The organism is Microbacterium sp. B35-04 (genome assembly GCF_010634885.1).
Taxonomy (GTDB): Bacteria; Actinomycetota; Actinomycetes; order Actinomycetales; family Microbacteriaceae; genus Microbacterium.
This window is the reverse complement of sequence record NZ_MWLP01000087.1, coordinates 1-26,632: the sequence shown is the minus strand read 5'-3', so window position 1 is coordinate 26,632 and position 26,632 is coordinate 1. Positions and strand designations below refer to the sequence as shown.

The window sequence follows — 26,632 nt, the reverse complement described above, 5'->3', positions numbered from 1 at the left end:
TGCCCATGACCGACGCATCGGACCCGCCGCGCGGCGACGAAACCGCCTCCCCGCAGACGCGGCGTGAAGCGGGCGACGCGCGGCGTGCCGCCGAGGTCCACGAAAGCGGCCCGGCGCTGCAGGCCCACCTGCGCGCCGCGCGCAGCGAGCTGGAGAATCAGGTCGCGCAGGCGAAGGCCGACTTCGAAGAGGCGAACGAGCGGATCAAAGAGCGCACGGGACGCGATCTCATCGTCGCCACCCTGATCGGACTGGCCATCGGCGTGGCGCTCCTCGGCTCGCTGATCTTCGTGAAGTGGGCGTTCGTACCGTTCGCCCTGGCCGCCGCGCTGCTGGCGATGTTCGAGTTCTCCCGCGCGCTCATCGCGAGCGGGCGCCGTGTCGACCTTGTTCCGCAGCTCATCGCGGGTGCCGTCGTCGTGCTGTCCGCCTACTTCGTCGACGCGTGGCTGCACTGGGTGCTGCTGTTCGTGGCACTCGCGTTCCTCGTCGTCTGGCGGCTCGTCGCGCAGATGGCGTCCCATGATGGACGCACATACGCGACGGTGCTCGGCGATGTCCTCCTCGCCGCGTTCCTGCAGCTCTATGTGGCCTTCCTCGGGAGTCTGTGCCTCGTGCTGCTCAGCAAGGACGGCGGCGAGTGGTGGGTGCTGTCGTTCATCATCGTCGCGGTCGGCGTCGACACCGGCGCCTACGTGGCCGGCATCACGCTCGGCAAGCACCCGATGGCTCCGCGCATCAGTCCCAAGAAGACCTGGGAGGGCTTCGCCGGAGCTGCGGCCGCCGCCATCATCGCCGGTGTTCTCGTCGGCATCTTCATGCTGGGCCTCGCGTGGTGGATGGGCGCCGTGTTCGGCATCCTGATCCTCGCCACGGCGACGGTCGGCGACCTGGGCGAGTCCATGATCAAGCGCGATCTCGGGATCAAGGACATGAGTTCGTGGCTTCCCGGCCATGGCGGAGTGCTCGATCGACTGGACTCGATCCTGCTGTCGGTCGTGGCGGCGCTGACCCTGTATTACCTCTTCACCCCGATGGTGGCATCATGACGACTTCCGAGACGACGTCCCGGACTTCCTTCCCCGAGGCGCGGGGCCGCGAGAAGGGCTATGACAAGCAGCCCGTGGACGAGTTCCTCGCCCGGGCGCGGGCGTCGTTCGAGCAGGGCGCGGAGTCGCTCACCGCGGCCGACATCCGCCAGGTCGCCTTCCCGCTCGTGAAGCACGGGTACGCGATCGCGTCGGTCGATGCCGCGCTGGGGCGTATCGAAGACGCCTTCGCGGCGCGCGAGCGCTCCTCGGCGATGGCCGCCGCCGGCGCGAGCGCGTGGGTCGGCCACACCCGGGAGCTGGCACAGGAGGTGCTGGACCGCCTGTCGCGCCCGACCGGCCGCCGCTTCGACCGGGTGTCGCGGCTGAGGTACGGGTACCGCGTCGCCGAAGTGGATCTCGTCACGGACAAGCTGGCACGCTTTCTCGAGACCGGAGACGCGGTGACCGTTGAACAGGTGCGCGCCGTCGCGTTCCGCATGCAGCGCGGCGGTTATCGCGAAACGCAGGTGGATGCCGTGCTCGATGCCGTCGTCGAGGTGATGCTCGCCGTCAAGTAGGACGCGCGGCCTCTCGGATGGCACGTCGTCGTGACGGTATGCGAGAATCGGGGCACTGTGACTTCTGGAAACGAGCTGTACCCGACCAGACGCGCCCGTCGTCACGAGGTATCGACGCGGACCGCGGGTCGCGTCGTCTCGCCCCCACCCGCAGCGGCCGCTCCGGCGCCCGCCGCACGGGCGGGCAGGCCCGCACCTCGGTGGTCTCGACGCCGCGGAGTGCTGGGTGGGTTCGCCGCATTCGCCGTGCTCGGGTTCGTCGTCGCCTACATCGGTCCGACGGGCTTCGCGCTGGCGCAGGCCAGCGCCGAGGGTGAGCCGCAGGTGTCGCTGTACGCCAGCTCGCTGGACGACGTCCAGTCGATCGCCGGCGACGACAGCGCTGCCGCGGCGGAGCCTGCAGCACTCGATCGAGGCAGCTACTCCGTCTACGTCAAGCCGAAGCCCACCCCGACCGTCCAGGCGCCCGCGGCCACATCCGGCGGTGGCTGGCGGCCGCCGTTCGCGACGCCCGATCCGGGCACCGCACAGGCCATCGCCTACGACATGGTGCTGGCCCGGGGCTGGGGCGACGACCAGTTCGCGTGCCTGGTGGCGCTGTGGAAGAAGGAGTCCGGCTGGCGGGTCAACGCCTACAACGCGGGCAGCGGCGCCTACGGCATCCCGCAGGCGCTGCCGGGCAGCAAGATGGCCACCGCCGGCGCCGACTGGGAGACCAATCCCGCGACGCAGATCACGTGGGGCCTCGGCTACATCGGCGGACGCTACGGCACGCCGTGCGGTGCGTGGGACCACTCGCAGCGCACGGGCTGGTATTGAGCCGTGCCGAGGTCGAACCGCCGCCGTCCTGACCCGAGCGGCGACGGGTCCTTCGAGCGACTCCTCGCGGGCTGGAAGCGCACGGAGGTGCGCCGCGGTGTCGAGTGGCTGGTGCAGCCGGTCTCGGCCCTCCAGGCCCAGAAGCCGTACACGTGCCCGGGATGCGGTCGGCAGATCGATATCGGCGTCGCGCACCTCGTGGCGTGGCGCGCGGACGGCGTCCTGGGCGATGCGGCGGATCTCGCCGCACGTCGGCACTGGCATCAGCACTGCTGGAAGGTGGCATGACATGGAGATCCGCGGACCGATGCAGCTTCCCGCTCGGCGGGAAGACATCGAGCTCGAGACGCTCGACGGCCTGACGCTGGTCGGTGAGCTCGCGCTTCCCGAGACCCGCGAGCCGGTAGCGACGCTCGTGACGCTGCATCCGCTTCCCACAGCGGGAGGGTTCATGGACTCGCACATCCTCCGCAAGGCGTCGGGGCGTCTTCCCGCCCTCGCCGATCTCGCGGTGCTCCGGTTCAACACGCGTGGCACCACCTCGCCGCGGGGCACGAGCGAGGGCGCGTTCGACGGCGGGCGGGCCGAAGCATTCGATGTCGCTGCCGCGATGGACTTCGTGCATGCCCGCGGGCTGCCGCGGCCGTGGCTGCTGGGATGGTCCTTCGGCACGGAGCTCGCCCTCAAGTACGGGCGCGATCACCTGATCGAGGGCGCCGTGCTGCTGTCGCCGCCGCTGCACCGGGCGACCGCCGAGGAGGTCGCGGCGTGGGCGGGCGACGACCGGCGCCTGATCGTGCTGGTTCCCGAGTTCGACGACTACCTGCGACCGGATGCCGCGGCCCAGCGCTTCGCCGGCGTGCCGGACGCGGTGCTGATCCCCGTCGAAGGCGGGAAGCACCTGTGGGTGGGCGAGAACCAGACCCGCCGGGTGCTCACCGAGATCGTGGCTGCGGTCAACCCCGACGCGCTGCCGCTGCCGCTGGAGTGGAACGGGTCCCTCGACTCAGAGGCATGACGCGACTGTAGCGACGTCGTGTGCCGGCGCCGGGTCACCTCTCGTTCTGGCGCGGGATCACGACCTGGCGGTAGAGGATCAGGATGCTGGCGGCCACCGGGATCGCGACCAGCGCACCGAGCAGGCCCAGCAGCGAGCCGCCCGCGAGCGCGGCGATCACGACCACTGCTCCGGGCACCGAGACGGCCCGCCCCATGATGCGCGGGGAGATGACATACGCCTCGATCTGCATGTAGATCAGGTAGTAGATGCCGGCGATCAGCGCGATGGTGGGGGAGCCCACCACGAGGCATGTCAGCACGATGATGATCGAGCCGGTGAGCGTGCCGACGAGCGGAATGAGCGAGAAGAAGAACGCGATCACGGCGAGCACGGCGGGGAACGGCGCGTTGATGATCGACAGGAAGATCGCGCTCAACACGCCGTTGATGAGACCGAGCGTCACCTGCCCGATGACGTAGTAGCCGACCGAATCGGTGATCTGCTCGCCGAGATCCATGAAGCGGGCGCGCTTGGATGCGGGCACCAACTGGTAGACGGAGCGCTTCAGGCTCGGGGTGGACGCGGTGAAGTAGATGGTGAGGATCAGCACGATGAACGCGCCGGCGAAGCCCGCGATGAGCGCGCCGATGATCGTGATGATGCTGCCGCCGACCTCGCTGCCGATCGCGCCGACATCGAGGGACGCGTACCAGTCCTCGATATAGCCCCAGACCTCGTCGACGTTGAGCGCGGGGAAGACCGTCTGCAGCCAGTCCTGGATCGCGCCGACCGGGTCGTCGAACATCCCGTCCTCGGCCAGCGTCTGGATGGCCACGACGAGCTGTCCGATCTGCTGCACGATGATCGGCACCACCATGAGGATGATGCCGGCGAAGACGGCGAGCACCCCGAGGATCGTGACGAGGACGGCCGCCCAGCGGGGCAGCTTGCGGCGTTCGAGCCACGCGACGATCGGATCCAGGCCGAGCGAGAGGAACAGCGCGGTCCCGACGTAGAGCAGGATCGTCTGAAGGTTCTGGATGCTGCCGATGAGTAGCAGTCCGAGACCGACACCCAGCGTCGCAAGAAGCGCGGTGCGGAACGGGCTGTGCAGCTTCATCGAGGTCCCCCTGCCGATCGACGCCGCGTCGATCGTTCTGTCCGCCAAGGATACGCATGCGGGGCGTCCAGTCCGTGGAATGATCCCTCCCACGCGCCTCCCAGGTCATCCCCGCTAGTCTGAAATGTCGAATCGAAGGGTCGCGCTGCGTCTGCGCGTCCGGGAAAGGTGTTCTTCGTGCGTTTCGTGTGGGCCGTGGCGGCGTTCGTGCTCGCCACCGTGATGATCGGTGCGGGGATCGCCCAGCGGACGATCTTCCAGGGACCCAGGACTGAGACCACGGCGATCTCCGTCGAGGAGGAGACCCCGTATCTCCTGATCGACGGCGCCGTACTCAACCAGATGCCGGGGACGCAGACACTGCGCGCCCAGGCCGAGGGCGACATCTTCGCCTCCTACGGCCGGACGGCAGATATGGAGTCCTGGCTGTCCGACACGACGTACACGCATGTCACGTCGACCGGCGACGGCGAGGTCGAGATCGTCGTCGTCGAGCCCGAGGTCGACGCGATCGCCGGCGCCACGCCGGAGGCCCCCGCCGAGGGTGCCGCGCCCGAAGAGGCGGCCGCCGACGCCGACGCCGCCGCCGATGCGCCCGGCCGCAGCCCCGTCGGGTCGGACCTCTGGCTCGACGAATACCAGCAGAAGGACCTTCTCATCGCGCCGCTGCAGCTGCCCGCGGAGATGAGCGTGCTCGTCGCGGCTGACGGCACCGCACCCGCCCCGAGCAGGGTGACGGTGACATGGCCGCTGCAGACCTCGACGCCGTGGGCGGGTCCGCTCATCGTCGGCGGCGCCATCCTCATGGCGATCGGCGTGTTCCTCTACATCCTCGGCATCCGTCACGCCCGCCGGAAGCGCGGGCCGCGCCGCAAGGGGCTGCCACTGCCGGTTACGGAGCCCATCGACATCGCGATCGACGGCGACGACAAGGGCGTCATCAGCAGCTCGCCCGCGTCACGTCGCGCCGTGGCGAGCGGTCGGCGTGCGTTCGCCGTGCTGCCGGTCGTCGCCGTCTCGGCGTTGTTGTTCACGGGCTGCTCCGCCGACGCCTGGCCCCAGCTCGCCCCCTCGCCGACGCCGTCCCCGACGGCGACGGTCATCGCTCCGGAAGGCCAGCAGGCCCCGGCGGTCACCAAGGCGCAGGCCGAGCGGATCCTGACCCGCGTCGCCTCGACGGTCGCCGAAGCCGACGCGGCGCTCGACGGCAACCTCGCCGAGACGCGCCTCGAGGGCGCGGCGCTCGCCGCCCGCGACACGTACTACAAGCTGCGCGCCACGCTCCCGGAGTACCCGGCTCCGGCCCCCATCCTCTCCAAGCCGCTCGAGATCGTCCTCCCGCAGGCCTACGACGGCTGGCCACGCTCGGTGATCGCGGTCGCCGACGACGAGGAGTCGAAGACGTCGAGCATCATGGTGCTGACGCAGAAGGACCAGTGGGCGGACTACAAGCTCGCCTACGTCGGAAGCCTCGAAGCATCGACCTCGCTGCCGGACCTGGCACCCTCGTACATCGGTGCGCCGGCGGTCGAGCCCGACTCTCCCTTCCTCGTCATGCAACCCGACCAGGTCGCCGCCGCGTACGCGGACATCATCAACCAGGGTGAGGCGAGCATCTACTACGACCTCTTCGAGGTCGAGAGCGACCAGCTGCGGACGAGCATCGCCGCGGACCGGGATCGGCGGCTCGCAGACTTCAACAAGACCGCCGCCTCGACCGGAAAACTCGAGTTCTCCTCCGCGGCAGGACCCCAGGCGCCGTTCGCCCTGCAGACGGTCGAGAGCGGGGCGATCGTCGCGGTGAACATCAACGAGATCGACACCGCCACGCCCACGGTGGTGGAAGCGGTGATCAAGGTCGCCGACAACCCGCCCGTGAAGACGTTGGCGGGCGCCGACCAGTCCCCGACGGGGTTCGAGACCACGTACAGCGATCAGGTGTTCTTCTACGTCCCCGGGCCCGGGTCGAACGAGAAGATCCGCCTGCTCGGTTACTCATCCGACATTCTCGATGCGAGGGTTCTTCCGTGACCGATCCCACTCTGGGCGCCTCGCTGCGCGGTGCCGTCGACCTGTCCACCCTTCGGAACCGGCCCGCCTCCACCGCGGCGGCCGCCCCGGGTGAGGAAGCTCCTGCGGGCAACGCCGTCGTGGTGCCGTCGCTCGTGCTGGACGTCACCGATGAGACGTTCCCGCAGGTTCTGGAGCTCTCGCGGACCGTCCCCGTGGTCGTCGACCTGTGGGCCGAGTGGTGCGGCCCGTGCAAGCAGCTGAGCCCGGTCCTCGAGAAGGTCGTGCTCGAGCTCGGGGGACGACTGGTCCTCGCGAAAGTCGACGTCGACGCCAACCCGCAGCTCTCGCAGGCGTTCCGCGCCCAGTCGATCCCGATGGTCGTCGCCCTCGTGGCCGGGCAGCCCGTGCAGATGTTCACCGGCGCAGTGCCCGAGCAGCAGGTGCGCGAGGTGTTCGCCCAGCTCCTCCAGCTCGCGGCGCAGAACGGCGTGACAGGCTCGGCAGCCGTCGACGGACAGGCGCCGGACGAGGCGCCCGCCGAACCCGCGCTCCCCCCGCTGCACGCCGAGGCATTCGAGGCGATCGAAGAGGGCGACTACGCCCGTGCGGTCGTCGCATACGAGACGGCCCTCGCCGAGAACCCTCGCGACGCCGAGGCTCGCGCCGGGCTCGGTCAGGTGCGTCTGCTGCTGCGCGTGCAGAACGTGGATCTCCAGGCGGCGCGTGCGGCTGCGGCATCCGCTCCGCAGGACATCGAGGCGCAGTTCACCGTCGCCGATCTCGACATCTCGGGCGGGCACGTCGAGGACGCCTTCGGTCGTCTGCTCGATCTGTTCGCGGCACTGCCCGACGAGGAGCGCACGCCGGTGCGCGAGCGTCTGCTGGAGCTTTTCGCGCTCGTCGGCGACGCCGATCCGCGCGTCATCGCTGCGCGCAGCCGCCTCGCTTCGCTGCTGTTCTGACCACGAACGCCCGCTCACCCCTGGGTGGGTGAGGGGATGTGCGCGCTCGTCTCGTGACGCAGCCACAGCACACCCAGCGGCGGCAGCACGAGGGAGGCACGTCCACCCGCACCGGCGTGGACGACGCCGAGGTTTCCGACGCCCGATCCGCCGTACGCCTGCGCGTCGGTATTGAGGATCTCGTGCCAGACACCGCTCTCGGGCAGGTCCAGTTCGTACGAGGTGAGCGGCTGGCCGGAGAAGTTCGCGGCGACCACGATCGTGTTGCCGTGCCAGTCGCGCCGTGCGAAGGCGACGACGTTCGGATTCCACTTCGGCGCCCCGAGCCGGTTGAACGCCGCGCCGTCGCTGTCGCGTGACCACAGCGCGGACTGGTCTCGGTACACGCGGTTGAGCACACCCACGAACTGCTGCAGCTGCGCGTGCGTCGGCTGGTCGAGCAGCCACCAGTCCAGCGAGCGACCCTCGGACCACTCCGACAGCTGGCCGAACTCCTGACCCATGAACAGCAGCTGCTTGCCCGGGTGCCCCCACATGTACGCCAGGAAGGCCCGCATGTTGGCCAGCTTCTGCCAGTGGTCGCCCGGCATCCGTGCGAAGAGGCTGCCCTTTCCGTGGACGACCTCGTCGTGGCTGATGGGCAGCACGTAGTTCTCGCTGAAGGCGTAGACGAACGAGAACGAGAGCTCGCCCTCGTGATGCGATCGGTAGATCGGATCGCGCTTGATGTACTGGAGCGAGTCGTTCATCCAGCCCATGTTCCACTTGAACCCGAAGCCGAGACCCGCCTGACTCGTCGGCGCCGTCACTCCCGGGAAGCTCGTCGATTCCTCGGCGATCATCGCGATGCCGGGGTAGCGCTTGTACGCCGTGGCGTTGACCTCCTGAAGGAACCGGATGGCCTCCAGGTTCTCGCGACCGCCGTGCACGTTGGGCGACCACTCGCCGTCTTCGCGGGAGTAGTCGAGGTAGAGCATGGACGCCACCGCGTCCACCCGGAGGCCGTCGACGTGGAACTCCTCGAACCAGTAGAGCGCGTTCGCCACGAGGAAGTTCCGCACTTCGCTGCGGCCGTAATCGAAGATGTACGTGCCCCATTCGCGGTGCTCGCCGCGCCGGGGATCCGCGTGCTCGTACAGCGGCTCGCCGTCGAACCGGGCCAGCGCGAAGGCATCCTTGGGGAAGTGGCCGGGAACCCAGTCCATGATCACGCCGATGCCGGCCTGGTGGAGTCTGTCGATGAGGTAGCGCAGATCGTCGGGGTGCCCGAAGCGGCTGGTCGGCGCGTAGTAGCCGGTGACCTGGTAGCCCCACGACCCACCGAACGGGTGCTCGGCGAGCGGGAGGAACTCGATGTGGGTGAACCCCTGGCCGGTGACGTAGTCGATGAGCTCATCCGCGGCGTCGCGATACGACAGCCCCTGCCGCCATGATCCGAAATGCAGCTCGTACACCGACATCGGCCGCGACACGGGCGTCGAGCGAGCGCGCTCGGCGAGCCAGGCGGCGTCGCCCCAGGAATATGACGAGCCGACGACGACGGATGCCGTGGCGGGAGGCACCTCGGCGAACCGGGCCATCGGGTCGGCCTTGAGCGCCCAGTCGCCGCCGCGCCCGCGAATCTCGAACTTGTAGGACGTGCCCTGGCCGATGCCGGGGACGAAGAGCTCCCACACTCCGGTGCCGCCCATGGAGCGCATGGCGTGCCCTTGACCGTCCCACCCGTTGAAGTCGCCGACCACGCGCACGGCGCGCGCATTCGGCGCCCACACCGTGAAGGCAGTGCCCATCGACCCGTCGTGCGCGCGCTCATGCGCGCCGAGCGCGCGCCACAGCTCTTCGTGGCGGCCCTCGCCGATCAGGTGCAGGTCGAGCTCGCCGATCGTCGGGGAGTGGCGGTAGGGGTCGTCGGCGATGTAGTCCGGCCCCTGTGCGTAGGCCGCGTGCAGCTCGTACCGCGTGAGGGCGCCGGCGCGCGTGCCCTCCCAGATTCCTGCGCGCACGTGCTCGAGGGGGACGCGTGTGCCGTCGGCGAAGACAGCGGTCACGCTGCGTGCGAGCGGCCGGCGGGCACGCACGATCCAGGTCCTGTTGCCCTCGGCATCCGTGTCGGGATGGATGCCGAGCACGGTGTGCGGGTCGTGGTAGGAGCCCGTCGCGACGGCATCGAGGATCTGGTCGGTGAGCGTCATCGGGGTTCCTTCACGTGGAGGATGTGGACCGGCTCGGTGAACGCGTCCAGCATCACGTAGTTGTGATCCGACCACGTCCAGCGGGCGCCGGTGACGAGGTCCTCGACCTCGAACGGCGAACCGGGCTCGACGCCCCAGGCGCGGGTGTCGAGGTGGACCATCGTCTGGCGCACCGAGTGGGGGTCGGTGTTGACCACCACGATGACGGTGTCGCTGCGACCGTCGGGCGAGAGCGCGGCGTCGAGGTGCTTGGCGTACACCAGGATCGCGTCGTCGTCGCTCCAGTGGACGCTGAGGTTGCGCAGCTGGCGGAGGGCGGGGTGCGCGCGCCGGATGTCGTTGAGTCGGGCGAGGAACGGCGCCAGCGAGTCGCCGTGCTCCTCGGCGCCGGCCCAATCGCGGAACTTGTACTCGTACTTCTCGTTGTCGATGTTCTCTTCGGATCCCGGGCGCGCCACGTTCTCGTAGAGCTCGTAGCCGGCATACACGCCGTAGCTCGGGGCTGCGGTGGCTGCGATGGCCGCACGGATGCGGTACGCGGCGCGGCCGCCGAACTGCAGGTACTCGGTGAGGATGTCGGGGGTGTTGACGAAGAGGTTGGGCCGCACGAAGTCATCGGTCTCGTGCGCGAGCGCCGAGAGGAACTCCTCCAGCTCCGCCTTGGTGTTGCGCCACGCGAAGTACGTGTAGCTCTGCTGGAAGCCGGCGGAGGCGAGGCTCTGCAGCGGTGCGGGGCGCGTGAAGGCCTCGGCGAGGAACACGACGTCCGGGTCTTCCGCGGTCACCGTCCCGATGAGCCACTCCCAGAACTGCAGCGGCTTGGTGTGCGGGTTGTCGACGCGGAAGATGCGCACGCCCTGCGCGATCCAGTGGCGGACGATTCGGAGCACCTCGGCACGGATGCCGGCTGGGTCGTTGTCGAAGTTGACCGGGTAGATGTCCTGGTACTTCTTCGGCGGGTTCTCGGCGTAGGCGATGGAGCCGTCGGGAAGCGTCGTGAACCATTCGGGGTGGGCGGTGACCCAGGGGTGATCGGGAGCCGCCTGGAGCGCCAGATCCAGGGCGATCTCGAGGCCCGCGGCGCGCGCGCTGCGCACGAACGCGCGGAAGTCGGCGAGCGTGCCGAGGTCGGGGTGGACGGTGTCGTGTCCGCCGGCCGCCGAGCCGATCGCCCAGGGCGAGCCCGGATCGCCCGGTCCCGCCTCGAGCGTGTTGTTCGGGCCCTTGCGGTTCACCGTGCCGATCGGGTGGATCGGCGGCAGGTACAGCACGTCGAAGCCCATCTCGGCCACAGCCGGCAGTCGCTTCGCCGCCGTGCGGAAGGTGCCGCTCTTCACCGTGCCGTCCTTGAGGCGGCGCGCGCCCTCCGAGCGGGGGAAGAACTCGTACCACGCCCCGACGCCGGCGCGTTCGCGCTCGACGAGGAGCTCGAGGTCGTCCCCGACCGTGGCGAGAGACATGAGCGGGCGCTGACGGAAGTATCCGGCCAGCGTCGGGTCCTCGACGATGACGAGCGCGGCCGCGTCGTCGACGGCGCTGTCGCGGAGGGATGCCGCAGCCGCGGCGAGCGTGCGCCGCTCGGCCACCGGGCGGCCCTTCTCGGCCGTGGCGCGGTCGAACAGCAGCGCTCCGAGTTCGCGCATGAGCGCGGCATCCACTCCCGCGGCGATCTTGAGCGAGGCGGCGTGCTCCCAGGTGGCGAAGTCGTCGCCGAACGACTCGAAGCGGAAACGCCAGATGCCCTGCTCGAGCAGCGCGACCTCGGTCTGCCAGCGATCGAAGCCGTCGTCGAGCGAACGCAGGCGATGCAGGGACTCGTCGCCGCTGGGCGAGAAGAGGCGCAGATGGACGCCGATGCGGTCGTGGCCCTCGCGGAACGCCGTCACACGGAACGGCACAACCTCGCCGTCGAAAGCCTTGGGACGGTAATCGCCCCAGGGCACCGCCGGTGAGGGCTGGGCGAGGGGAACGCGCCGCGCTGCGGTGTCGCGTTCAGCCTGCCAGGCACGGATATCGCGGACAGGGAGGGCCGAGGCGCTCCGCCACGGGCGGGAGCGCGCGGAGCGCGTCGTCGTGACCACGTGTCGAACCTATCGCGCGCCGAACCGGGACGACAGCGACGTGACGTCGCTCGTCCTCCGGATGTCGGCTGAGCTATTCGGCACGGAAGAGGCGCATCGTCGTGCCCGGGAGGGCGATCGTGTCGCCGGGGGGGAAGGCGGGTGTCAGCTCGGACGGCCTCTCGTCTGCGCTCGACCACAGTGAGATGTACCGGGTCACGCCGTCGATGTCGGGGAGTGTGACTCTGATCGGCCGCTCGTTGCCGTGGACCATGAGAAGCACCCGGTTGAACCCCTCGAACTCCGGAGTGGAGGCCGCGACGTACTGGAGCGTGCGGTGAGCCGGATCGGTCCACCGCTCGAGAGACATGGTCTCGCCGTGCTCGTCATACCACTCCATGACGGATGCCGAGGGTGTGCGCTCGCCGAGCCGCGCGAAGCGGCTGGGGCGCAGCGCCGGGTTCTCGCGTCGCAGGCGCAGCAGGTGACGCACGTGCGCGTACAGGTCTCGCTGCCAGGGCGCGTGCTCCCACGACAGCCACGTGAGCACCGAGTCGTGGCAGTAGGCGTTGTTGTTGCCCCGCTGCGTGCGGGCGAACTCGTCGCCCGCCGTCATCATGGGCACGCCGGCCGAGAGCAGGAGCGTGCCCAGCAGGTTGCGCATGGCCTTGCGGCGGGTGGCGAGGATTCCCGCATCGTCCGTCGGGCCTTCGGCGCCGTGGTTGAAGGAGCGGTTCGTGTCGGCGCCGTCCCGGTTGTGCTCGCCGTTGCCGAAGTTGTGCTTCACGTCGTACGAGACGAGATCGCGCAGGGTGAAGCCGTCGTGAGCGGTCACGAAGTTCACGCTCGCGAGCGGCCCGCGCTCGTCTGCGAAGGTGTTCGCCGAGCCGGCGAGCCGGTTCGCGAAACCGCCGATGCCGACAGGGGAGGTGGACGCGCGGCGCGCGTAGTCCACGTCGCTCAGCCAGAAGTTGCGGACACGGTCGCGGTAGCGGTCGTTCCACTCGCTCCATCCGTCGCCGAAGTTCCCGGTCTGCCAGCCGCCCATGCCGACGTCCCACGGCTCGGCGATCTTCTTGACGCCGGCGAGAGCCGGATCGTCGAGGATCGCGCGCAGCAGCGGATGCTCCGGCGTGAAGTGGTGGGCCGAGTCCCGGCCGAGCGTCGCGGCGAGGTCGAACCGGAACCCGTCGACCTGCACGTCGTTCGCCCAGTACCGCAGCGAATCGAGGACCAGGCGGGCGGCGGCATCCGTCGACGTGTCCAGGGAATTGCCGCAGCCGGTGACGTCGATGTACGCGCCGTCGTCCTCCTGGCGGTAGTACGCGCGGTTGTCGATACCGCGCAGGCTCGAGCGCGGTCCGCCGATGCCCTCTTCGGCCGTGTGGTTGTACACGACGTCGAGGATCACCTCCAGCCCGGCCTCGTGCAGCAGCCTCACCATGCCCTTGAACTCGCGGAGGACCGCCTCGGGGCCCTGCCGGCGAGCATCCTCGGTGGCATAGGCGGCGTGCGGGGCGAAGAAGCCCAGGGAGTTGTAGCCCCAGTAGTTCGTGAGACCGTGCTGGAGCAGCCGCGGCTCAGTGGTGAAGGCGTGGACGGGCAGCAGCTCGATGCTCGTGACGCCCAGATCGAGGAAGTGCTGGACCATCGCCGGATGGGCGAGTCCGGCGTAGGTGCCGCGCAGTGCTCCCGGGACGTCGGGATGCCGCTTCGACAGGCCCTTCAGATGACCTTCGTACAGCACCGTGCGATCCATGGGCACCGCGGGCTTGTGCACACCTCCCCAGTCGAAGGAGCCTTCGACCACGGCGGAGCGCCAGCCGTCGTAACCGGTGCGGACGACGCCGCGCGTGTACGGATCGAGCAGGAGCGTGCCGCGGTTGAAGGTGTTGCCGGGCGCCTGCGGTCCATCGACGCGGATCGCGTATCGGGCGCCCGGGCGCAGGAGCGGTGTCGTGATCTCCCACACGCCGCCGCCGATCGGGCTGAGCGGCTCGGTCGCGGTGATCCAGTCGAGGTCGGTGTCGTCGAAGACGACGAGGTCGACGGCATCCGCCGCGCCCGACCACACCCGCAGCCGACCGCCGTGGGGGAGCAGCACGACGCCCAGCCCATCGAGCTGCGGGCTGAGCAAGCCCGCAGCCGGGGGCGAGAGGACGGACTCCGGGCTGACCATGCGGACTACCATAACCATGGTCGGAGTCGGACTTGTTACGAGACCCGGTGCCGTGCCTCACGGGACTCGGGCGCAGTCGTCGGCAACGCGATCGAGAGGGGAGCGGGTGCGCATGAGCGACCAGCAGATCTACCTCGACCACGCCGCCACCGCGCCGCTGCGTCCCGAGGCGCGCGACGCCTGGATCGACGCGGCCACGGTGGCGGGCAACGCCTCGTCGATTCACGGGGCCGGGCAGCACGCGCGCCGGGTGCTCGAAGAGGCGCGCGAGCGCCTTGCCGCAGTGATCGACGCGGACCCGATCGAGGTCGTCTTCACATCGGGCGGCACCGAGGCCGTCAACCTCGCCGTGAAGGGACTCTGGTGGGCAAGACCCGCCGACGCGGACGCCGTGGTGCTGCCGGACGGCGAGCACCACGCGACGCTCGACGCTGTGGAATGGCTCGAGGCGCAGGGCGCCCACGTGCGGCACGTCGGCATCGATGCCGCTGCCCGCATCCGCCTCGACGCCTTCTCGGCCGCGCTGCCGGACGCCGCCTTCGCCACCGCCCTCGTCGCCAACAACGAAGCCGGGACGATCAACGACGCCGCGGCGCTCGCCGCGGCGGCCGCGGCGGCCGAGGTGCCGCTGCACCTCGACGCCGTCGCCGCTTTCGGGCACGTGCCCGTGTCGTTCCGCGGCTGGCGAGGGGATGCCCGCGGCCGCGCCGGGCTGACGGCGCTGAGCGTGTCGGCCCACAAGATCGGCGGGCCGACCGGCGTCGGCGCGCTCGTGGTCGCGCGCGGCGCCGACCTCACGGCGCTCCAGCACGGCGGCGGTCAGCAGCGGCGGCTGCGCGCCGGCACGCAGGACGTGGCCGGGGCGGTGGCATTCGCCGTGGCCGCCGAGGCGGCCGAGGCGGAGCGCGAGGCCGAGGCGGTGCGGCTCGGGGCTCTGCGTGAGCGGCTGGTGAGCGGCATCCGGCACACGATCCCCGGTGCCGAGCTGCTCGGCGATCCCGTGGACCGTGTGCCGGGGAACGCGCACGTGCTCTTCCCCGGTGCGGCGGGCGAGACCCTGCTCTTCCTGCTCGACCGTGCCGGCATCGCGGTGTCGACTGGGTCGGCGTGCCAGGCCGGGGTGCCCGAGCCGTCGCACGTCGTGATCGCGATGGGACGGACGGAGGCCGAGGCCCGGCAGGTGCTCCGGCTCACGCTCGGACGCACCACCGTCGACGCCGACGTCGACGCGGTGCTGGCGGTGCTGCCGGAAGCGGTCGAGCGCGCGCGGGCGGCATCCGGGCCACGGTCAGGTGCGGGTTCGTAGACTGGACCCATGCGAATCCTTGCGGCCATGAGCGGCGGAGTGGACTCCGCGGTGGCGGCCGCGCGGGCCGTCGACGCCGGCCACGACGTCGTCGGCGTGCATCTGGCCCTCTCGAGGGCCGGCGGCACGCTCCGCACCGGCAGCCGCGGCTGCTGCACCATCGAGGACGCCATGGACGCCCGGCGCGCGGCCGATCGCCTGGGCATCCCGTTCTACGTGTGGGACTTCTCGGAGCGCTTCCGCGATGACGTCATCGACGACTTCGTGGCCGAGTACCGCGCCGGCCGGACGCCCAACCCCTGCATGCGCTGCAACGAGAAGATCAAGTTCGCCGCGCTCCTCGAGCGCGCGCTCGAGCTGGGCTTCGACGCCGTCTGCACCGGCCACTACGCGACGCTGGTCGACGGACCCCAGGGTCTCGAGCTGCACCGCGCGTCGGACGCTGCGAAGGACCAGTCCTATGTGCTGGGAGTGCTGAACGCCGAGCAGCTGGCCCACACCTACTTCCCGCTCGGTGCGACGCCGTCCAAGGCGCTCGTGCGGGCCGAGGCCGAGGAGCGCGGCCTCACGGTGGCGCACAAGCCCGACAGTCACGACATCTGCTTCATCCCCGACGGAGACACCCGCGGCTGGCTCGCCGACAAGGTCGGCGCCGAGCGCGGCGACATCCTCGACCGCACCGGCGCCGTCGTCGGCTCGCACGAGGGAGCCCATGCGTTCACGGTCGGCCAGCGCCGCGGCCTCCAGCTCGGCGTGCCGGCACCCGACGGCAAGCCCCGGTTCGTGCTCGAGGTGCGGCCGGTCTCGAACACCGTCGTCGTCGGGCCCAAGGAGGCCCTCGCCACCGCCGAGATCGCGGGGGAGCGGTACTCGTGGGCCGGCCGACCGCAACAGGCGGGGGAGTTCGCCTGCCACGTGCAGATCCGTGCCCACGCCGACCCGGTGCCCGCGTCGGCCACGCTCGCCGCGGGACTGTTGACAGTGGTGCCCGAGACGCCCTTCGACGGCGTCGCCCCGGGGCAGACGGCGGTGCTGTACGACGGCACGCGTGTGATCGGGCAGTTCACGATCGATCGCACCGTCTCGGCCGTGCCGGTGGAGGCATAGAGGCGGGACGGATGCCGCGCCGCGGCGCTCACCCGCCGGGTTGGCCGTCGGGCGGTGTATCGCTCCCGCGCCTGGGTGCTGTCGGAGCCCGCTCCTAGACTGGCGGGGTGACGGATGCCGTACTTCCCGCAGACGCCGGCCTCGAGGTCGCGCGAGTCGAAGCCCAGGATCTGACCGAGCGCATCCTCGGCGCGCGTGACGCGTACTACGGGCGCAACGCGGAGATCGTCGACGACGCCACCTACGACGGATGGATGCGGCGGCTCGAAGAGATCGAGCACATGCACCCCGAGCTGCAGGGGCAGGACTCGCCCACCCAGACGGTGGGAGCCGCCGAGAGCTCGATGTTCGCGCCGATCGAGCACGCCGAGCGCATGCTCAGCCTCGACAACGTGTTCAGCGCCGAAGAGCTGCGGGAGTGGTGCGTCAAGGCCGAGGCGGCCGCGGGCAGGAAGGTGCGGTGGCTGACCGAGCTCAAGATCGACGGCCTCGCGATCAGCCTGCGTTACGAGCGCGGGGTGCTCACGTCGGCGGCGACACGCGGCGACGGCCGCGTCGGCGAGGACGTGACGATGAACGCCGTCCGCGTCGCCGGCATCCCGCAGCGCCTGGCCGGCACCGGCCACCCCGACATCGTCGAGGTCCGCGGCGAGGTGTTCATCCCCGTGGCGGCGTTCGCGCGGCTCAACGCGCTGCAGGCCGAGATGCGCGACCGCGCCGTCGACGAGACGCGAGCCCGCAGCAGGGCGTTCGACGAGGCGAAGGCGCGTGTCAGCGCCGAGCGCCGGTTCCCGTCGTTCGCGAATCCGCGCAACGCCGCGTCGGGCGGGTTGCGTCAGCAGCTCGACAAGAAGGACGGTCTGGAGCACGAGGCCGGGCAGGCCCGCCTCGACTCACTCCGGCTGTTCGTCCACGGCATCGGCGCGTGGAGCCGGCCCCCGGTCGACTCGCAGAGCGAGATCTACGCGCTGCTCGCGGAGTGGGGTCTGCCGACCAGCCCCTACTTCCGCACCACGGACGACATCGACGGCGTGCTGGACTTCGTCGCGCACTACGGCGAGCACCGCCACGACGTGGAACACGAGATCGACGGCGTCGTCGTGAAGGTCGACGAGCTCGCGCTCCACGACGAGCTGGGCGCGACCAGTCGCGCTCCGCGGTGGGCGATCGCCTACAAGTACCCGCCCGAGCAGGTCAACACCACGCTGCTCGACATCGTCGTCTCGGTCGGGCGCACCGGTCGGGCGACGCCGTTCGCCGTCATGGCGCCCGCACGGGTCGCGGGGTCGGTGGTGCGGCAGGCGACCCTCCACAACCAGGACGTCGTCCGTGCGAAGGGCGTGCTCATCGGCGACACCGTCGTGCTCCGCAAGGCGGGCGACGTCATCCCCGAGATCCTGGGCCCCGTCGTCGAGCTGCGCGACGGCACCGAGCGCGAGTTCGTGATGCCCGCCGACTGCCCCGAATGCGGCTCGGCGCTCGCGCCGGCGAAGGAAGGCGACATCGACCTGCGCTGCCCCAACACGCGGGCCTGCCCCGCGCAGGTGCGCGGCCGCGTGGAGCACATCGGGTCACGCGGCGGCCTCGACATCGAAGCGCTCGGCGAGGTGACCGCTGCAGCTCTCACGCAGCCGTCGGTGCCCGACCTCCCACCCCTCGAGACCGAGGCCGGCCTGTTCGAGCTCACCCTCGATCAGCTCGTGCCGATCGAGGTGGTCGTGCGCGATGCCGAGACCGGCGAACCGCGCGTCGACGAGAAGTCCGGCGAGTTCGTCCGGCGGGCACCGTTCCGCCGCAACCCGTCGGCCGCTGAGAAGAAGGCGGGGGCGGTCGGTCCCCAGCCCTCGGCTCAGGCGATCACGCTGCTCGATCAGCTCGAGCGCGCGAAGACGAAGGAGCTGTGGCGATTCCTCGTCGCCCTGAACATCCGCCACGTCGGACCCGTCGCCGCGCGTGCTCTCGCGCAGTGGTTCGGGTCGGTCGAGGCAATCCGCGGGGCGTCGCGCGACGAGCTCGCCGGCGTCGAGGGCGTCGGCGGAATCATCGCCGACTCGCTCATCGACTGGTTCGAGGTCGACTGGCACCGCGAGATCGTCGAGCGCTGGGCCGCCGCCGGCGCGCAGTTGGCGACGCCCGGTCATCCCGGCCCGGGTGCGGCCGTCAGCACCGGGGGAGTGCTCGCGGGCCTCACCGTAGTGGCTACGGGCTCGCTCGACGGGTACAGCCGCGAAGGGGCTCAGGAGGCGATCCTCAAAGCCGGTGGCAAGGCGGCCTCGAGTGTCTCCAAGAAGACCGACTTCGTGGCCGCGGGGCCGGGCGCCGGATCCAAGCTCGCGAAGGCGGAGGAGCTCGGCATCCGCATCCTCGATGCCGCCCAGTTCCACGTGCTGGTCACCGAGGGACCGGCAGCGCTCGACGCTCTCGCATCCGACGCGGGGTAGCGGGAGCGCTGAAGGGGCGCGGCGGTTCCACGCTCGACGTCGCTGCGGACCGGTTCTCCCATCGCCCCGACGAGCGCTCCGTCGGGCGTCGGTTCACGCTCCGGTCGTGAGCGTGAGCAGGCGGTCGCGCACCTGTCGGCGCAGCACCTTGCCGATGAGGGACTTCGGGAGCTCGTCGACCACGTAGATCCGCCGGGGCACCTTGTACGGCGTCAGGATGCCGCGGGCGAACTCGCGCACGACCTCGACATCCACGTCCTCGCCCGGGGTCAGCACGATGGCCGCGATCACGTCCTCCCCGGAATGCTCGCTGGGCAGGCCGACGACCGCGGCGTCTTCGACGCGAGGGTGCTGGCGCAGGGCGATCTCGACCTCCGTCGGAGCGACGTTGAAGCCGCCCGTGATGATGAGCTCTTTGATGCGGTCGACGATGCGCACGAATCCGGCGTCATCGATGGTGACGATGTCCCCGGTGCGGAACCAGCCGTCGGCGAAGACCGCCTCGGTCTCCTCCGGCTTGCCGTAGTAACCGCCGAACACCTGGGGGCCGCGCACCACGAGTTCGCCCCGCTCGCCGGCGGGGACATCCTTGGTCGGGTCGTCGGGATCGACCACCCGGCACTCAGTGCCGGGCAGCGGAAGACCGACCGTGCCCGGTACGCGGTTGTTCGCGACGGGGTTCGCCATCAGCACCGGCGAGCACTCGCTGAGCCCGTAGCCCTCGACGAGGAAGCCTCCGGACGCCGCTTCGAACGGCACGACGAGCTCGTGCGGCAGCGCCATCGCCCCCGAGATGGCGACTTCGGTGCCCTCGAGCGAGACACCCTTCTCTCGTGCGGCCTTGAGCAGGCGGTCCGCGATCGGCGGGACGAGGGGAAGGAAGGTCGCCGGATGCTTCTTGGCGACGTCGAGCACCATGTCGGGGTCGAAGCGGGGGAACAGCACGAGCCGGGCGCCCATGGACATCGCGAACGTGAGGCAGAGCGTCAGTCCGTAGGCGTGGAACATCGGCAGCACGGCGTAGACGACGCATCCGTCTCCGCGCACGATCGAGGGCACCCACGCGCGCGCCTGCGCGGCGTTGGAGAGCAGGTTCCGATGCGTGAGCGCTGCACCCTTCGGCGTGCCGGTGGTGCCGCTCGTGTACTGGATGAGGGCGAGGTCGTCGGTCGCGGGGCGGGGATGGGATGCCGGCAGCGGCGCCGTACCGACGATCTGCTCCCACGACACCGTGCCCGACACGCGTTCGGTGAGCGCCGCGCGTGACTCGCGCGCCCTCGCAATGGGGAGCTTGAGAGCCAGCCGGGTGCTGAGAGGCATGGCCTTGATCACGTCGACAGACACGAGGCCCGTGACCGCCAGGTCGGCGGGGAACTCCTGCACGGTGGCCACGACCTTGGTCCACACGATCGCGTGCTTCGCTCCGTGGTCCTCGAACTGCTTGCGGAGCTCCCGGGGCGTGTACAGCGGGTTGTGCTCGATGACCACGGCGCCCAGCCGCAGGATCGCATAGAAGGCGACGATGTGCTGCGGGCAGTTCGGCAGCACGATCGCGACGGGGTCGCCCGCCTTCACGCCGAGCTCTCGGAGCCCTGCGGCCGCGCGCTCGATCTGCTCGTGCAGCGAGCGGTACGACGTCTCGCGCCCGAAGAACTGCAGGGCCGCGGCATCCGGGTAGTCGCGCGCGGATGCGTCCACGATGTCGACGAGTGAGCCGGTGACGGGCACGAGGTCCTCGGGAACGCCTTCGGCGTAGCTGGCGATCCAGGGGCGCGGCGGGTCGTAGGTCGTCACGCGATCAGCCTACGCCGGGACCGCCGTGGGGCCGGGCCGCGGCCCCGGTAGGCTGGGGAGGTGTCTGAAATCACCCCCGATCTCGTGCGCCATCTCGGTGTGCTCGCCCGGATCCAGCTGAGCGACGAGGAGGTCGAGCGCCTGACCGGCCAGCTCGACGCGATCGTCGACAACATCGCCAAGGTCTCCGAGGTCGCCACACCCGATGTCGCCGCCACCAGTCACCCGATCCCGCTCGAGAACGTGTTCCGGCCGGACGTTCCGGGAGACCTGCTGACGCCCGCGCAGGTGCTGCAGAACGCACCGGATGCTGCGGACGGCCGCTTCCGTGTGACAGCGATCCTCGGCGAAGAGCAGTAAGGGGCCCCACGTGACCGATCTCACGAAGCTGAGCGCTGCCGCGCTCGCAGACAAGCTCGCCGCCCGCGAGGTGTCCAGCGTCGAGGCGACGCAGGCGCACCTCGACCGCATCGCGGCGGTGGATGCCGACGTCCACGCCTTCCTCCACGTCAACGAGCACGCGCTCGACGTGGCTGCCGACATCGACCGCCGCCGTGCGGCCGGTGACGACCTCGGTCCACTCGCCGGCGTGCCGCTCGCCATCAAGGACGTCCTGGTGACGACGGACATGCCGTCCACCAGCGGGTCGAAGATCCTCGAGGGCTACATGTCGCCCTACGACGCGACCGTGGTCTCACGCTCGCGCGCGGCGGGCCTCGTCCCGCTCGGCAAGACGAACATGGACGAGTTCGCGATGGGCTCCTCGACCGAGCACTCCGCGTACGGTCCGACGCGCAACCCCTGGGACCTCACGCGCATCCCCGGCGGCTCGGGCGGCGGCTCGGCGGCCGCGGTCGCGGCGTTCGAGGCGCCCCTGGCGCTCGGCTCCGACACCGGCGGGTCGATCCGCCAGCCTGCGCACGTGACCGGCACGGTCGGCATCAAGCCGACCTACGGCGGTGTCAGCCGCTACGGAGCGATCGCTCTCGCATCGAGCCTCGATCAGGTCGGCCCGGTGACCCGCACCGTGCTCGACGCCGGGCTCCTGCACGACGTCATCGGCGGGCACGACCCGCACGACTCGACGTCGCTGGCGCACGATTGGCCGTCCTTCGCCGCGGCCGCCCGCGAGGGAGCCAGCGGCCAGGGGCTCAAGGGCCTCAGGGTCGGTGTGATCCGCGAGCTTCCCGACAGCGGCTTCCAGGCCGGCGTGTCGGAGTCGTTCCGCGCGGCGCTGGCCGCCATGGAGGCGCAGGGCGCCGAGATCGTCGAGATCAGCGCGCCGCACTTCGAGTACGGCGTCGCCGCGTACTACCTGATCCTCCCGGCCGAGGCATCCAGCAACCTCGCCAAGTTCGATTCCGTGCGCTTCGGGCTCCGCGTCGACGTTCCCGGCGGCACCGTCGAAGACGTCATGGCCAAGACCCGCGACGCCGGCTTCGGCGACGAGGTGAAGCGGCGCATCATCCTGGGCACCTACGCGCTGTCGGCGGGATACTACGACGCCTACTACGGCTCGGCGCAGAAGGTCCGCACGCTCATCCAGCGCGACTTCGCCGAGGCGTTCGCGCAGGTCGACGTCATCGCGACGCCCTCGGCGCCGACCACGGCGTTCCGGCTGGGCGAGAAGATCGACGACCCGCTGCAGATGTACCTGAACGACGTGACGACGATTCCGGCGAACCTCGCCGGCGTGCCCGGCATCTCCATCCCGTCCGGCCTCGCCGCAGAAGACGGCCTGCCGGTCGGCATCCAGTTCCTGGCGCCCGCGCACGAAGATGCGCGCCTTTATCGCGTGGGTGCGGCGCTCGAAGCACTGCTGGTCGACTCGTGGGGCGGCCCGATCCTGGACAGGGCCCCGGCCCTCGGCGCGAACGGAGGCGTCCGCTGATGGCGAAGGACAAGCTGCTGGAATTCGACAAGGCCCTCGAGCTCTTCGAGCCCGTGCTCGGGTTCGAGGTGCACGTCGAACTGAACACCGAGACCAAGATGTTCTCGGCCGCCGCGAACCCCGCGAACTCGGCCAATCACGACGCGGCGCCCAACACGCTCGTTGCACCCGTCGACATGGGGCTCCCGGGCGCACTCCCTGTCGTCAACGAGACGGCGGTGCGCTACTCGATCAGCCTCGGACTGGCCCTCGGCTGCTCGATCGCCCCGTCGAGCCGTTTCGCGCGGAAGAACTACTTCTACCCCGACCTCGGCAAGAACTATCAGATCTCGCAGTACGACGAGCCGATCGCGTTCGAGGGGTCCGTCGACATCGAGCTCGCCGACGGCGAGATCGTGACGGTTCCGATCGAGCGCGCGCACATGGAAGAGGATGCCGGCAAGCTGACGCACGTCGGCGGCTCGACCGGCCGCATCCAGGGCGCCGAGTACTCGCTCGTCGACTACAACCGCGCGGGCGTGCCACTGGTCGAGATCGTGACCAAACCGATCTTCGGCGCCGAGCACCGTGCGCCGGAGATCGCCAAGGCCTACGTCGCCACGATCCGCGACATCGTGATCGCGCTCGGCATCTCGGAGGCCCGGATGGAGCGCGGCAACCTCCGCTGCGACGCGAACGTCTCGCTGCGCCCCCGTGGCCAGGAGAAGCTCGGCACCCGCACCGAGACGAAGAACGTCAACTCGATGCGTTCCGTCGAGCGCGCGGTGCGCTACGAGATCCAGCGTCAGGCGGCGATCCTCGCCGCGGGCGGCACGATCACGCAGGAGACCCGGCACTGGCACGAAGACACCGGCACCACGTCGCCGGGCCGTCCCAAGTCGGACGCCGACGACTACCGGTACTTCCCGGAGCCCGATCTGCTGCCGGTCGCGCCCCCGATCGAGCTGATCGAAGAGCTCCGCGCGGCGCTGCCCGAGCCGCCGGCTGCGCGCCGCCGCCGTCTGAAGACGGAGTGGGGCTTCACCGACCTCGAATTCCAGGATGCGGCCAACAGCGGCATCCTTCCCGAGATCGCTGCGACCGTCGCGGCTGGTGCGTCGCCCGCGTCCGCACGCAAGTGGTGGACCGGCGAGATCGCGCGCCTCGCCAAGGTGCAGGGCCGCGAGGCGTCCGAGCTGGCCACGCCCGCCGAGGTCGCCGCGCTTCAGGCGCTGGTCGACGCGGGCACGCTCACCGACAAGCTGGCGCGCCAGGTGCTCGAAGGCGTGATCGCCGGCGAAGGCTCGCCGCAGGAGGTCGTGGACGCCCGCGGGCTCGCGGTGGTCTCTGACGACGGGGCGCTGATCGCGGCCATCGACGAGGCGCTCGCCTCGCAGCCCGACGTGCTGGCGAAGATCCGCGACGGCAAGGTGCAGGCAGCCGGTGCGGTCATCGGCGCCGTCATGAAGGCCATGCAGGGGCAGGCGGATGCCGCACGCGTGCGCGAGCTGGTGCTCGAGCGGGCGAGCGCGACCGGCGCGTAGGCACTGATCCAGGTGCACACACCTGCGTGAACCGAGAGGGCGGACCCGGCCGGGTCCGCCCTCTCGATTTCGATGTCGGCGGCTGCTGCGAGAATGGATCATATGGGGCGTGGTGACGGATCCGGGCGTCTCGTCTCGCCGGAGAACGCCGACGACACCGGTGCCGGCATCCTGCACGTCGATATGGATGCGTTCTACGCCTCGGTGGAGCAGCTCGACGACCCGTCGCTGCGGGGCAAGGCGATCATCATCGGCGCGCCCGAGAGCAGGTCCGTCGTCTCCAGCGCTTCGTACGAGGCCCGCCGCTTCGGCGTGCGATCGGCGATGCCGGTCAGTCAGGCGCTCCGCCTGTGTCCGACCGCGATCGTCGTCCCGCCGCATTTCGAGCGCTACCTCGAGATGTCGGCGCAGGTCATGCGGATCTTCCGCGACGTCACACCGCTCGTCGAGCCGCTGTCGATCGACGAGGCGTTCCTCGACGTGCGCGGAGCGCGCCGGATGTGGGGGAGTCCCGGGCGGATCGCACGCATGCTGCGCCAGCGGGTGCTCGACGAGACGGGGCTCACCTGCAGCATCGGAGCCGCCGCGACGAAGCACGTCGCGAAGATGGCCTCCACCATCAGCAAGCCCGACGGACTCCTCGTCATCGCTGAGGCCGACACGGCGGCGTTCCTCGCCCCGAGATCGGTGCGTGCGCTGTGGGGCGTCGGTCCGAAGGCCTCGGAGGCTCTCGAGGGCCGGGGCATCCGCACCATCGCCGACGTGCTCGAGGCACCGCGCGAGTTGCTTGATCGAGCCCTGGGTCCGGCGATGGGCGATCGTGTCTGGCACCTGGCCCGCGGCATCGACGCCCGCCACGTCGACACCGGGCGTGTCGAGAAGAGCGTGGGTCACGAAGAGACGTTCCATCACGACATCGCAGACACAGCGGTGCTGCGTTCGGAGCTGCGCCGGCTGGCCGACCGGGTCGGCGCGCGGCTGCGCGGCAACGGCTGGGAGTCTTCGACCGTGGCGATCAAAGTGCGCTTCGCGGACTTCACAACGATCTCCCGCTCGCAGACCCTGGTCGAGCCCACGGCGGTGGGCCAGCGGATCGGGGATGCCGCACTCGAACTGTTCGCGTCGGTGGATCGCGCACTGCCCGTGCGTCTGATCGGCGTGCGCGCCGAGAAGCTGCGTCCCGCCGGAGCGGCGGCGCCCACGCTGTGGGACGACGACGCCGGCTGGCGGCGCATCGAGGATGCGCTCGACGGCGCGGCCGCGAAGTTCGGCCGCGGCGCCGTCACGCGCGCCACCCTGCTCGGCACGCGCGGCGGCGGCACCATCCCCACGAGTCCACCTGCGCCGCGGCTCGACCAGGGCTGACGAGCCGGGCGGTGCGTTCTGCCGGCTCTGGGCGGTGTTGCGGCGGCAGCTGTGCCGGAGCGCCCGCGCCCGCTACCGTTGACCCATGCCCAACATCGCACTCGAACTCGGCCAGCAGTCCGCCTCCTTCGGCGTGAAGAGCGCATACGGCGAGCAGCAGGACGTCGACGGCGTCCGCATCATCCCTGTCGCCCTGACATGGTCGGGCTTCGGCGGCGGCTCCGACGAGGCGGGAAACGGCGGGGGCGGCGGGGGCGGCTGGGCGATCCCGGTCGGCGCCTATATCCGCCGCGGCGACGACCTTCGCTTCGAGCCGAACCTCATCGCGCTGCTCACTGTCGCGGTCCCGTTCGTGTTCTTCGCCGGCCGCGCGCTCAGCCGTGTCATCCGCGCCCTCAAGAAGTAGCCCTGACGCGGTCGGCAACTCGCTCGCCATCGCCGTCGACCAGATCACCAGGGCGATCGCGGGGGTGGCGGCATCCAATCCGGTCATCCTCATCGATGGCCGCAGCGGTGCCGGCAAGTCCTCCCTGGCGCGTGCGCTCGTCGCTCAGTGGCCACTGCGGGGGCGTGTGCAGGTCGTGGCGCTGGATTCCGTCTACCCCGGCTGGGATGGCCTCGACGACGGCGTGGAGCTGGCGAGAGAGCTGATCCTCACACCGCATGCGCGTGGCCTCGTAGGTGTCTGGCAGCGCTGGGACTGGACGGTCGGCGAGCCGGCGGAGGCACACGCGGTCGATCCCTCGCTGCCTCTGATCGTCGAGGGCGCCGGCCTGCTCACACCGGCGACGGCCCGCCTCGGGGACGTTCGGGTGTGGCTCGAGTCACCCGCCGCGTCGCGCAAGCAGCGCGCTCTCGCGCGTGACGGGGAGGCCTTCCGCCCGCACTGGGAGCGATGGGCGCGGCAGGAGCAGCGGCATGTCGCACGCGACGATCCGATGCGCCTCGCGACGCTGGTCTTCCCGGTGCCCTGAGCTCGCTCGTCAGCGGTCGAGGTCGAGCGCGGCAACGAGACCGTCCAGCCGGTAGCCGATCCAGTCGTAGATGCCGAAGCGGGGATCGGTGACGTCATGGTCGTCTTCCGCCTCGATGCCGAGCCTGGTCGCCAGAACGAGCCGGACCGCCGCGAGAGTGCGGAGCCAGGCCTGCGCCGAGGGGTACTCGAGTCGGATCTCGACCTGCTCCAGGAGGGCCGGGTCTTCGGGGTCCTCGGGAATCCGCGCCGCGTCCTGGAGGGAGGCGAGGACGACG

22 protein-coding genes are annotated in these 26,632 nt (G+C 70.5%); 16 read left to right on the top strand and 6 right to left on the bottom strand.

The window, feature by feature from the left end; translation table 11 throughout:
* Positions 1-5: 5 nt before the first annotated feature.
* The 5 genes from B1729_RS16755 to B1729_RS16735 all read left to right on the top strand — a co-directional run bounded on the left by B1729_RS16755 (position 6) and on the right by B1729_RS16735 (position 3,446).
* Positions 6-1,049 carry a phosphatidate cytidylyltransferase gene (locus B1729_RS16755; protein WP_163617327.1) on the top strand — a complete coding sequence of 348 codons (1,044 nt, stop codon included), beginning with the start codon at positions 6-8 and terminating at the stop codon, positions 1,047-1,049.
* Positions 1,046-1,609, top strand: a complete 564-nt coding sequence (locus B1729_RS16750; RefSeq protein ID WP_163633915.1) for a DivIVA domain-containing protein — start codon at positions 1,046-1,048, stop codon at positions 1,607-1,609. Before B1729_RS16755 ends, B1729_RS16750 begins: the two co-directional genes overlap by 4 nt.
* A 219-nt stretch (positions 1,610-1,828) precedes the next feature.
* Positions 1,829-2,428, top strand: a complete 600-nt coding sequence (locus tag B1729_RS16745; RefSeq protein WP_239539689.1) for a lytic transglycosylase domain-containing protein — start codon at positions 1,829-1,831, stop codon at positions 2,426-2,428.
* Positions 2,429-2,431: 3 nt separating this feature from the next.
* Positions 2,432-2,716: a hypothetical protein gene (locus B1729_RS16740; RefSeq protein ID WP_163617325.1), complete on the top strand. Its 285-nt coding sequence runs from the start codon at positions 2,432-2,434 to the stop codon at positions 2,714-2,716.
* 1 nt (position 2,717) lies between these two features.
* Entirely contained in the window at positions 2,718-3,446 is a 729-nt protein-coding gene (locus B1729_RS16735; protein ID WP_163633913.1) for an alpha/beta hydrolase, read from the top strand.
* A gap of 34 nt (positions 3,447-3,480) precedes the next feature.
* On the opposite strand, the gene B1729_RS16730 is transcribed toward B1729_RS16735, so the two are convergent.
* Positions 3,481-4,548: an AI-2E family transporter gene (locus B1729_RS16730; protein WP_163617323.1), complete on the bottom strand. Its 1,068-nt coding sequence runs from the start codon at positions 4,546-4,548 to the stop codon at positions 3,481-3,483.
* A gap of 177 nt (positions 4,549-4,725) precedes the next feature.
* On the opposite strand from B1729_RS16730, the gene B1729_RS16725 reads away from it, so the two are divergent.
* Together B1729_RS16725 and B1729_RS16720 are read left to right on the top strand one after the other, a co-directional pair.
* Positions 4,726-6,579, top strand: a complete 1,854-nt coding sequence (locus B1729_RS16725; RefSeq protein WP_163633911.1) for a glycosyl transferase — start codon at positions 4,726-4,728, stop codon at positions 6,577-6,579.
* Positions 6,576-7,523, top strand: coding sequence for a tetratricopeptide repeat protein (locus B1729_RS16720; RefSeq protein WP_163617321.1), 948 nt, complete (start codon positions 6,576-6,578; stop codon positions 7,521-7,523). The genes B1729_RS16725 and B1729_RS16720 overlap by 4 nt, the downstream gene beginning before the upstream one ends.
* Before the next feature lie 14 nt (positions 7,524-7,537).
* Here the strand turns inward: B1729_RS16720 and glgB are convergent, their stop codons facing one another.
* From glgB to glgX, 3 genes are all read right to left on the bottom strand, one after another.
* Entirely contained in the window at positions 7,538-9,715 is a 2,178-nt protein-coding gene (glgB, locus tag B1729_RS16715; RefSeq protein ID WP_163617320.1) for a 1,4-alpha-glucan branching protein GlgB, read from the bottom strand.
* Positions 9,712-11,796 (bottom strand): maltotransferase domain-containing protein, encoded by a 2,085-nt coding sequence (locus tag B1729_RS16710; protein ID WP_163633909.1) that lies wholly within the window; start codon positions 11,794-11,796, stop codon positions 9,712-9,714. Before B1729_RS16710 ends, glgB begins: the two co-directional genes overlap by 4 nt.
* A 73-nt stretch (positions 11,797-11,869) precedes the next feature.
* Positions 11,870-13,954, bottom strand: a complete 2,085-nt coding sequence (gene glgX / locus B1729_RS16705) for a glycogen debranching protein GlgX (RefSeq protein ID WP_163617318.1) — start codon at positions 13,952-13,954, stop codon at positions 11,870-11,872.
* Between the two features lie 112 nt (positions 13,955-14,066).
* On the opposite strand from glgX, the gene B1729_RS16700 reads away from it, so the two are divergent.
* From B1729_RS16700 to ligA, 3 genes are all read left to right on the top strand, one after another.
* Positions 14,067-15,260, top strand: a complete 1,194-nt coding sequence (locus tag B1729_RS16700) for a cysteine desulfurase family protein (RefSeq protein ID WP_163633907.1) — start codon at positions 14,067-14,069, stop codon at positions 15,258-15,260.
* Positions 15,261-15,269: 9 nt separating this feature from the next.
* Positions 15,270-16,367 (top strand): tRNA 2-thiouridine(34) synthase MnmA, encoded by a 1,098-nt coding sequence (gene mnmA, locus B1729_RS16695; protein ID WP_163617316.1) that lies wholly within the window; start codon positions 15,270-15,272, stop codon positions 16,365-16,367.
* Between the two features lie 107 nt (positions 16,368-16,474).
* A complete protein-coding gene (gene ligA, locus B1729_RS16690) occupies positions 16,475-18,808 on the top strand; it encodes an NAD-dependent DNA ligase LigA (protein WP_163633905.1) in 2,334 nt (777 codons plus the stop codon).
* A gap of 93 nt (positions 18,809-18,901) precedes the next feature.
* Here ligA and B1729_RS16685 read toward each other — a convergent pair whose 3' ends face one another.
* On the bottom strand, positions 18,902-20,602 hold the full coding sequence (locus B1729_RS16685) for a long-chain-fatty-acid--CoA ligase (RefSeq protein WP_163633903.1): 1,701 nt from the start codon (positions 20,600-20,602) through the stop codon (positions 18,902-18,904).
* Between the two features lie 60 nt (positions 20,603-20,662).
* Here B1729_RS16685 and gatC point away from each other — a divergent pair, with 60 nt between their 5' ends.
* The 6 genes from gatC to B1729_RS16655 all read left to right on the top strand — a co-directional run bounded on the left by gatC (position 20,663) and on the right by B1729_RS16655 (position 26,355).
* Positions 20,663-20,962, top strand: coding sequence for an Asp-tRNA(Asn)/Glu-tRNA(Gln) amidotransferase subunit GatC (gene gatC, locus B1729_RS16680; protein WP_163617313.1), 300 nt, complete (start codon positions 20,663-20,665; stop codon positions 20,960-20,962).
* Positions 20,963-20,972: 10 nt separating this feature from the next.
* A complete protein-coding gene (gene gatA, locus B1729_RS16675) occupies positions 20,973-22,493 on the top strand; it encodes an Asp-tRNA(Asn)/Glu-tRNA(Gln) amidotransferase subunit GatA (RefSeq protein ID WP_163633901.1) in 1,521 nt (506 codons plus the stop codon).
* Positions 22,493-24,016: an Asp-tRNA(Asn)/Glu-tRNA(Gln) amidotransferase subunit GatB gene (gene gatB / locus B1729_RS16670; RefSeq protein ID WP_163633899.1), complete on the top strand. Its 1,524-nt coding sequence runs from the start codon at positions 22,493-22,495 to the stop codon at positions 24,014-24,016. Before gatA ends, gatB begins: the two co-directional genes overlap by 1 nt.
* Before the next feature lie 102 nt (positions 24,017-24,118).
* Entirely contained in the window at positions 24,119-25,381 is a 1,263-nt protein-coding gene (locus tag B1729_RS16665; RefSeq protein ID WP_163617310.1) for a DNA polymerase IV, read from the top strand.
* Between the two features lie 85 nt (positions 25,382-25,466).
* On the top strand, positions 25,467-25,787 hold the full coding sequence (locus tag B1729_RS16660; protein ID WP_163617309.1) for a hypothetical protein: 321 nt from the start codon (positions 25,467-25,469) through the stop codon (positions 25,785-25,787).
* 64 nt (positions 25,788-25,851) lie between these two features.
* Positions 25,852-26,355: a hypothetical protein gene (locus B1729_RS16655; protein WP_239525802.1), complete on the top strand. Its 504-nt coding sequence runs from the start codon at positions 25,852-25,854 to the stop codon at positions 26,353-26,355.
* Positions 26,356-26,364: 9 nt separating this feature from the next.
* Here B1729_RS16655 and B1729_RS16650 read toward each other — a convergent pair.
* A partial coding sequence (locus tag B1729_RS16650; protein ID WP_163633897.1) for a DUF2017 family protein occupies positions 26,365-26,632 on the bottom strand: 268 nt, incomplete at its 5' end.

Coding starts and splice junctions, on each gene's coding strand:
- B1729_RS16755 (WP_163617327.1), top strand. CDS start 6: ATGACCGACGCATCGGACCCGCCGCGCGGCGACGAAACCGCCTCCCCG.
- B1729_RS16750 (WP_163633915.1), top strand. CDS start 1,046: ATGACGACTTCCGAGACGACGTCCCGGACTTCCTTCCCCGAGGCGCGG.
- B1729_RS16735 (WP_163633913.1), top strand. CDS start 2,718: ATGGAGATCCGCGGACCGATGCAGCTTCCCGCTCGGCGGGAAGACATC.
- B1729_RS16730 (WP_163617323.1), bottom strand. CDS start 4,548: ATGAAGCTGCACAGCCCGTTCCGCACCGCGCTTCTTGCGACGCTGGGT.
- glgB (WP_163617320.1), bottom strand. CDS start 9,715: ATGACGCTCACCGACCAGATCCTCGATGCCGTCGCGACGGGCTCCTAC.
- glgX (WP_163617318.1), bottom strand. CDS start 13,954: ATGGTCAGCCCGGAGTCCGTCCTCTCGCCCCCGGCTGCGGGCTTGCTC.
- B1729_RS16700 (WP_163633907.1), top strand. CDS start 14,067: ATGAGCGACCAGCAGATCTACCTCGACCACGCCGCCACCGCGCCGCTG.
- mnmA (WP_163617316.1), top strand. CDS start 15,270: ATGCGAATCCTTGCGGCCATGAGCGGCGGAGTGGACTCCGCGGTGGCG.
- gatB (WP_163633899.1), top strand. CDS start 22,493: ATGGCGAAGGACAAGCTGCTGGAATTCGACAAGGCCCTCGAGCTCTTC.
- B1729_RS16665 (WP_163617310.1), top strand. CDS start 24,119: ATGGGGCGTGGTGACGGATCCGGGCGTCTCGTCTCGCCGGAGAACGCC.
- B1729_RS16660 (WP_163617309.1), top strand. CDS start 25,467: ATGCCCAACATCGCACTCGAACTCGGCCAGCAGTCCGCCTCCTTCGGC.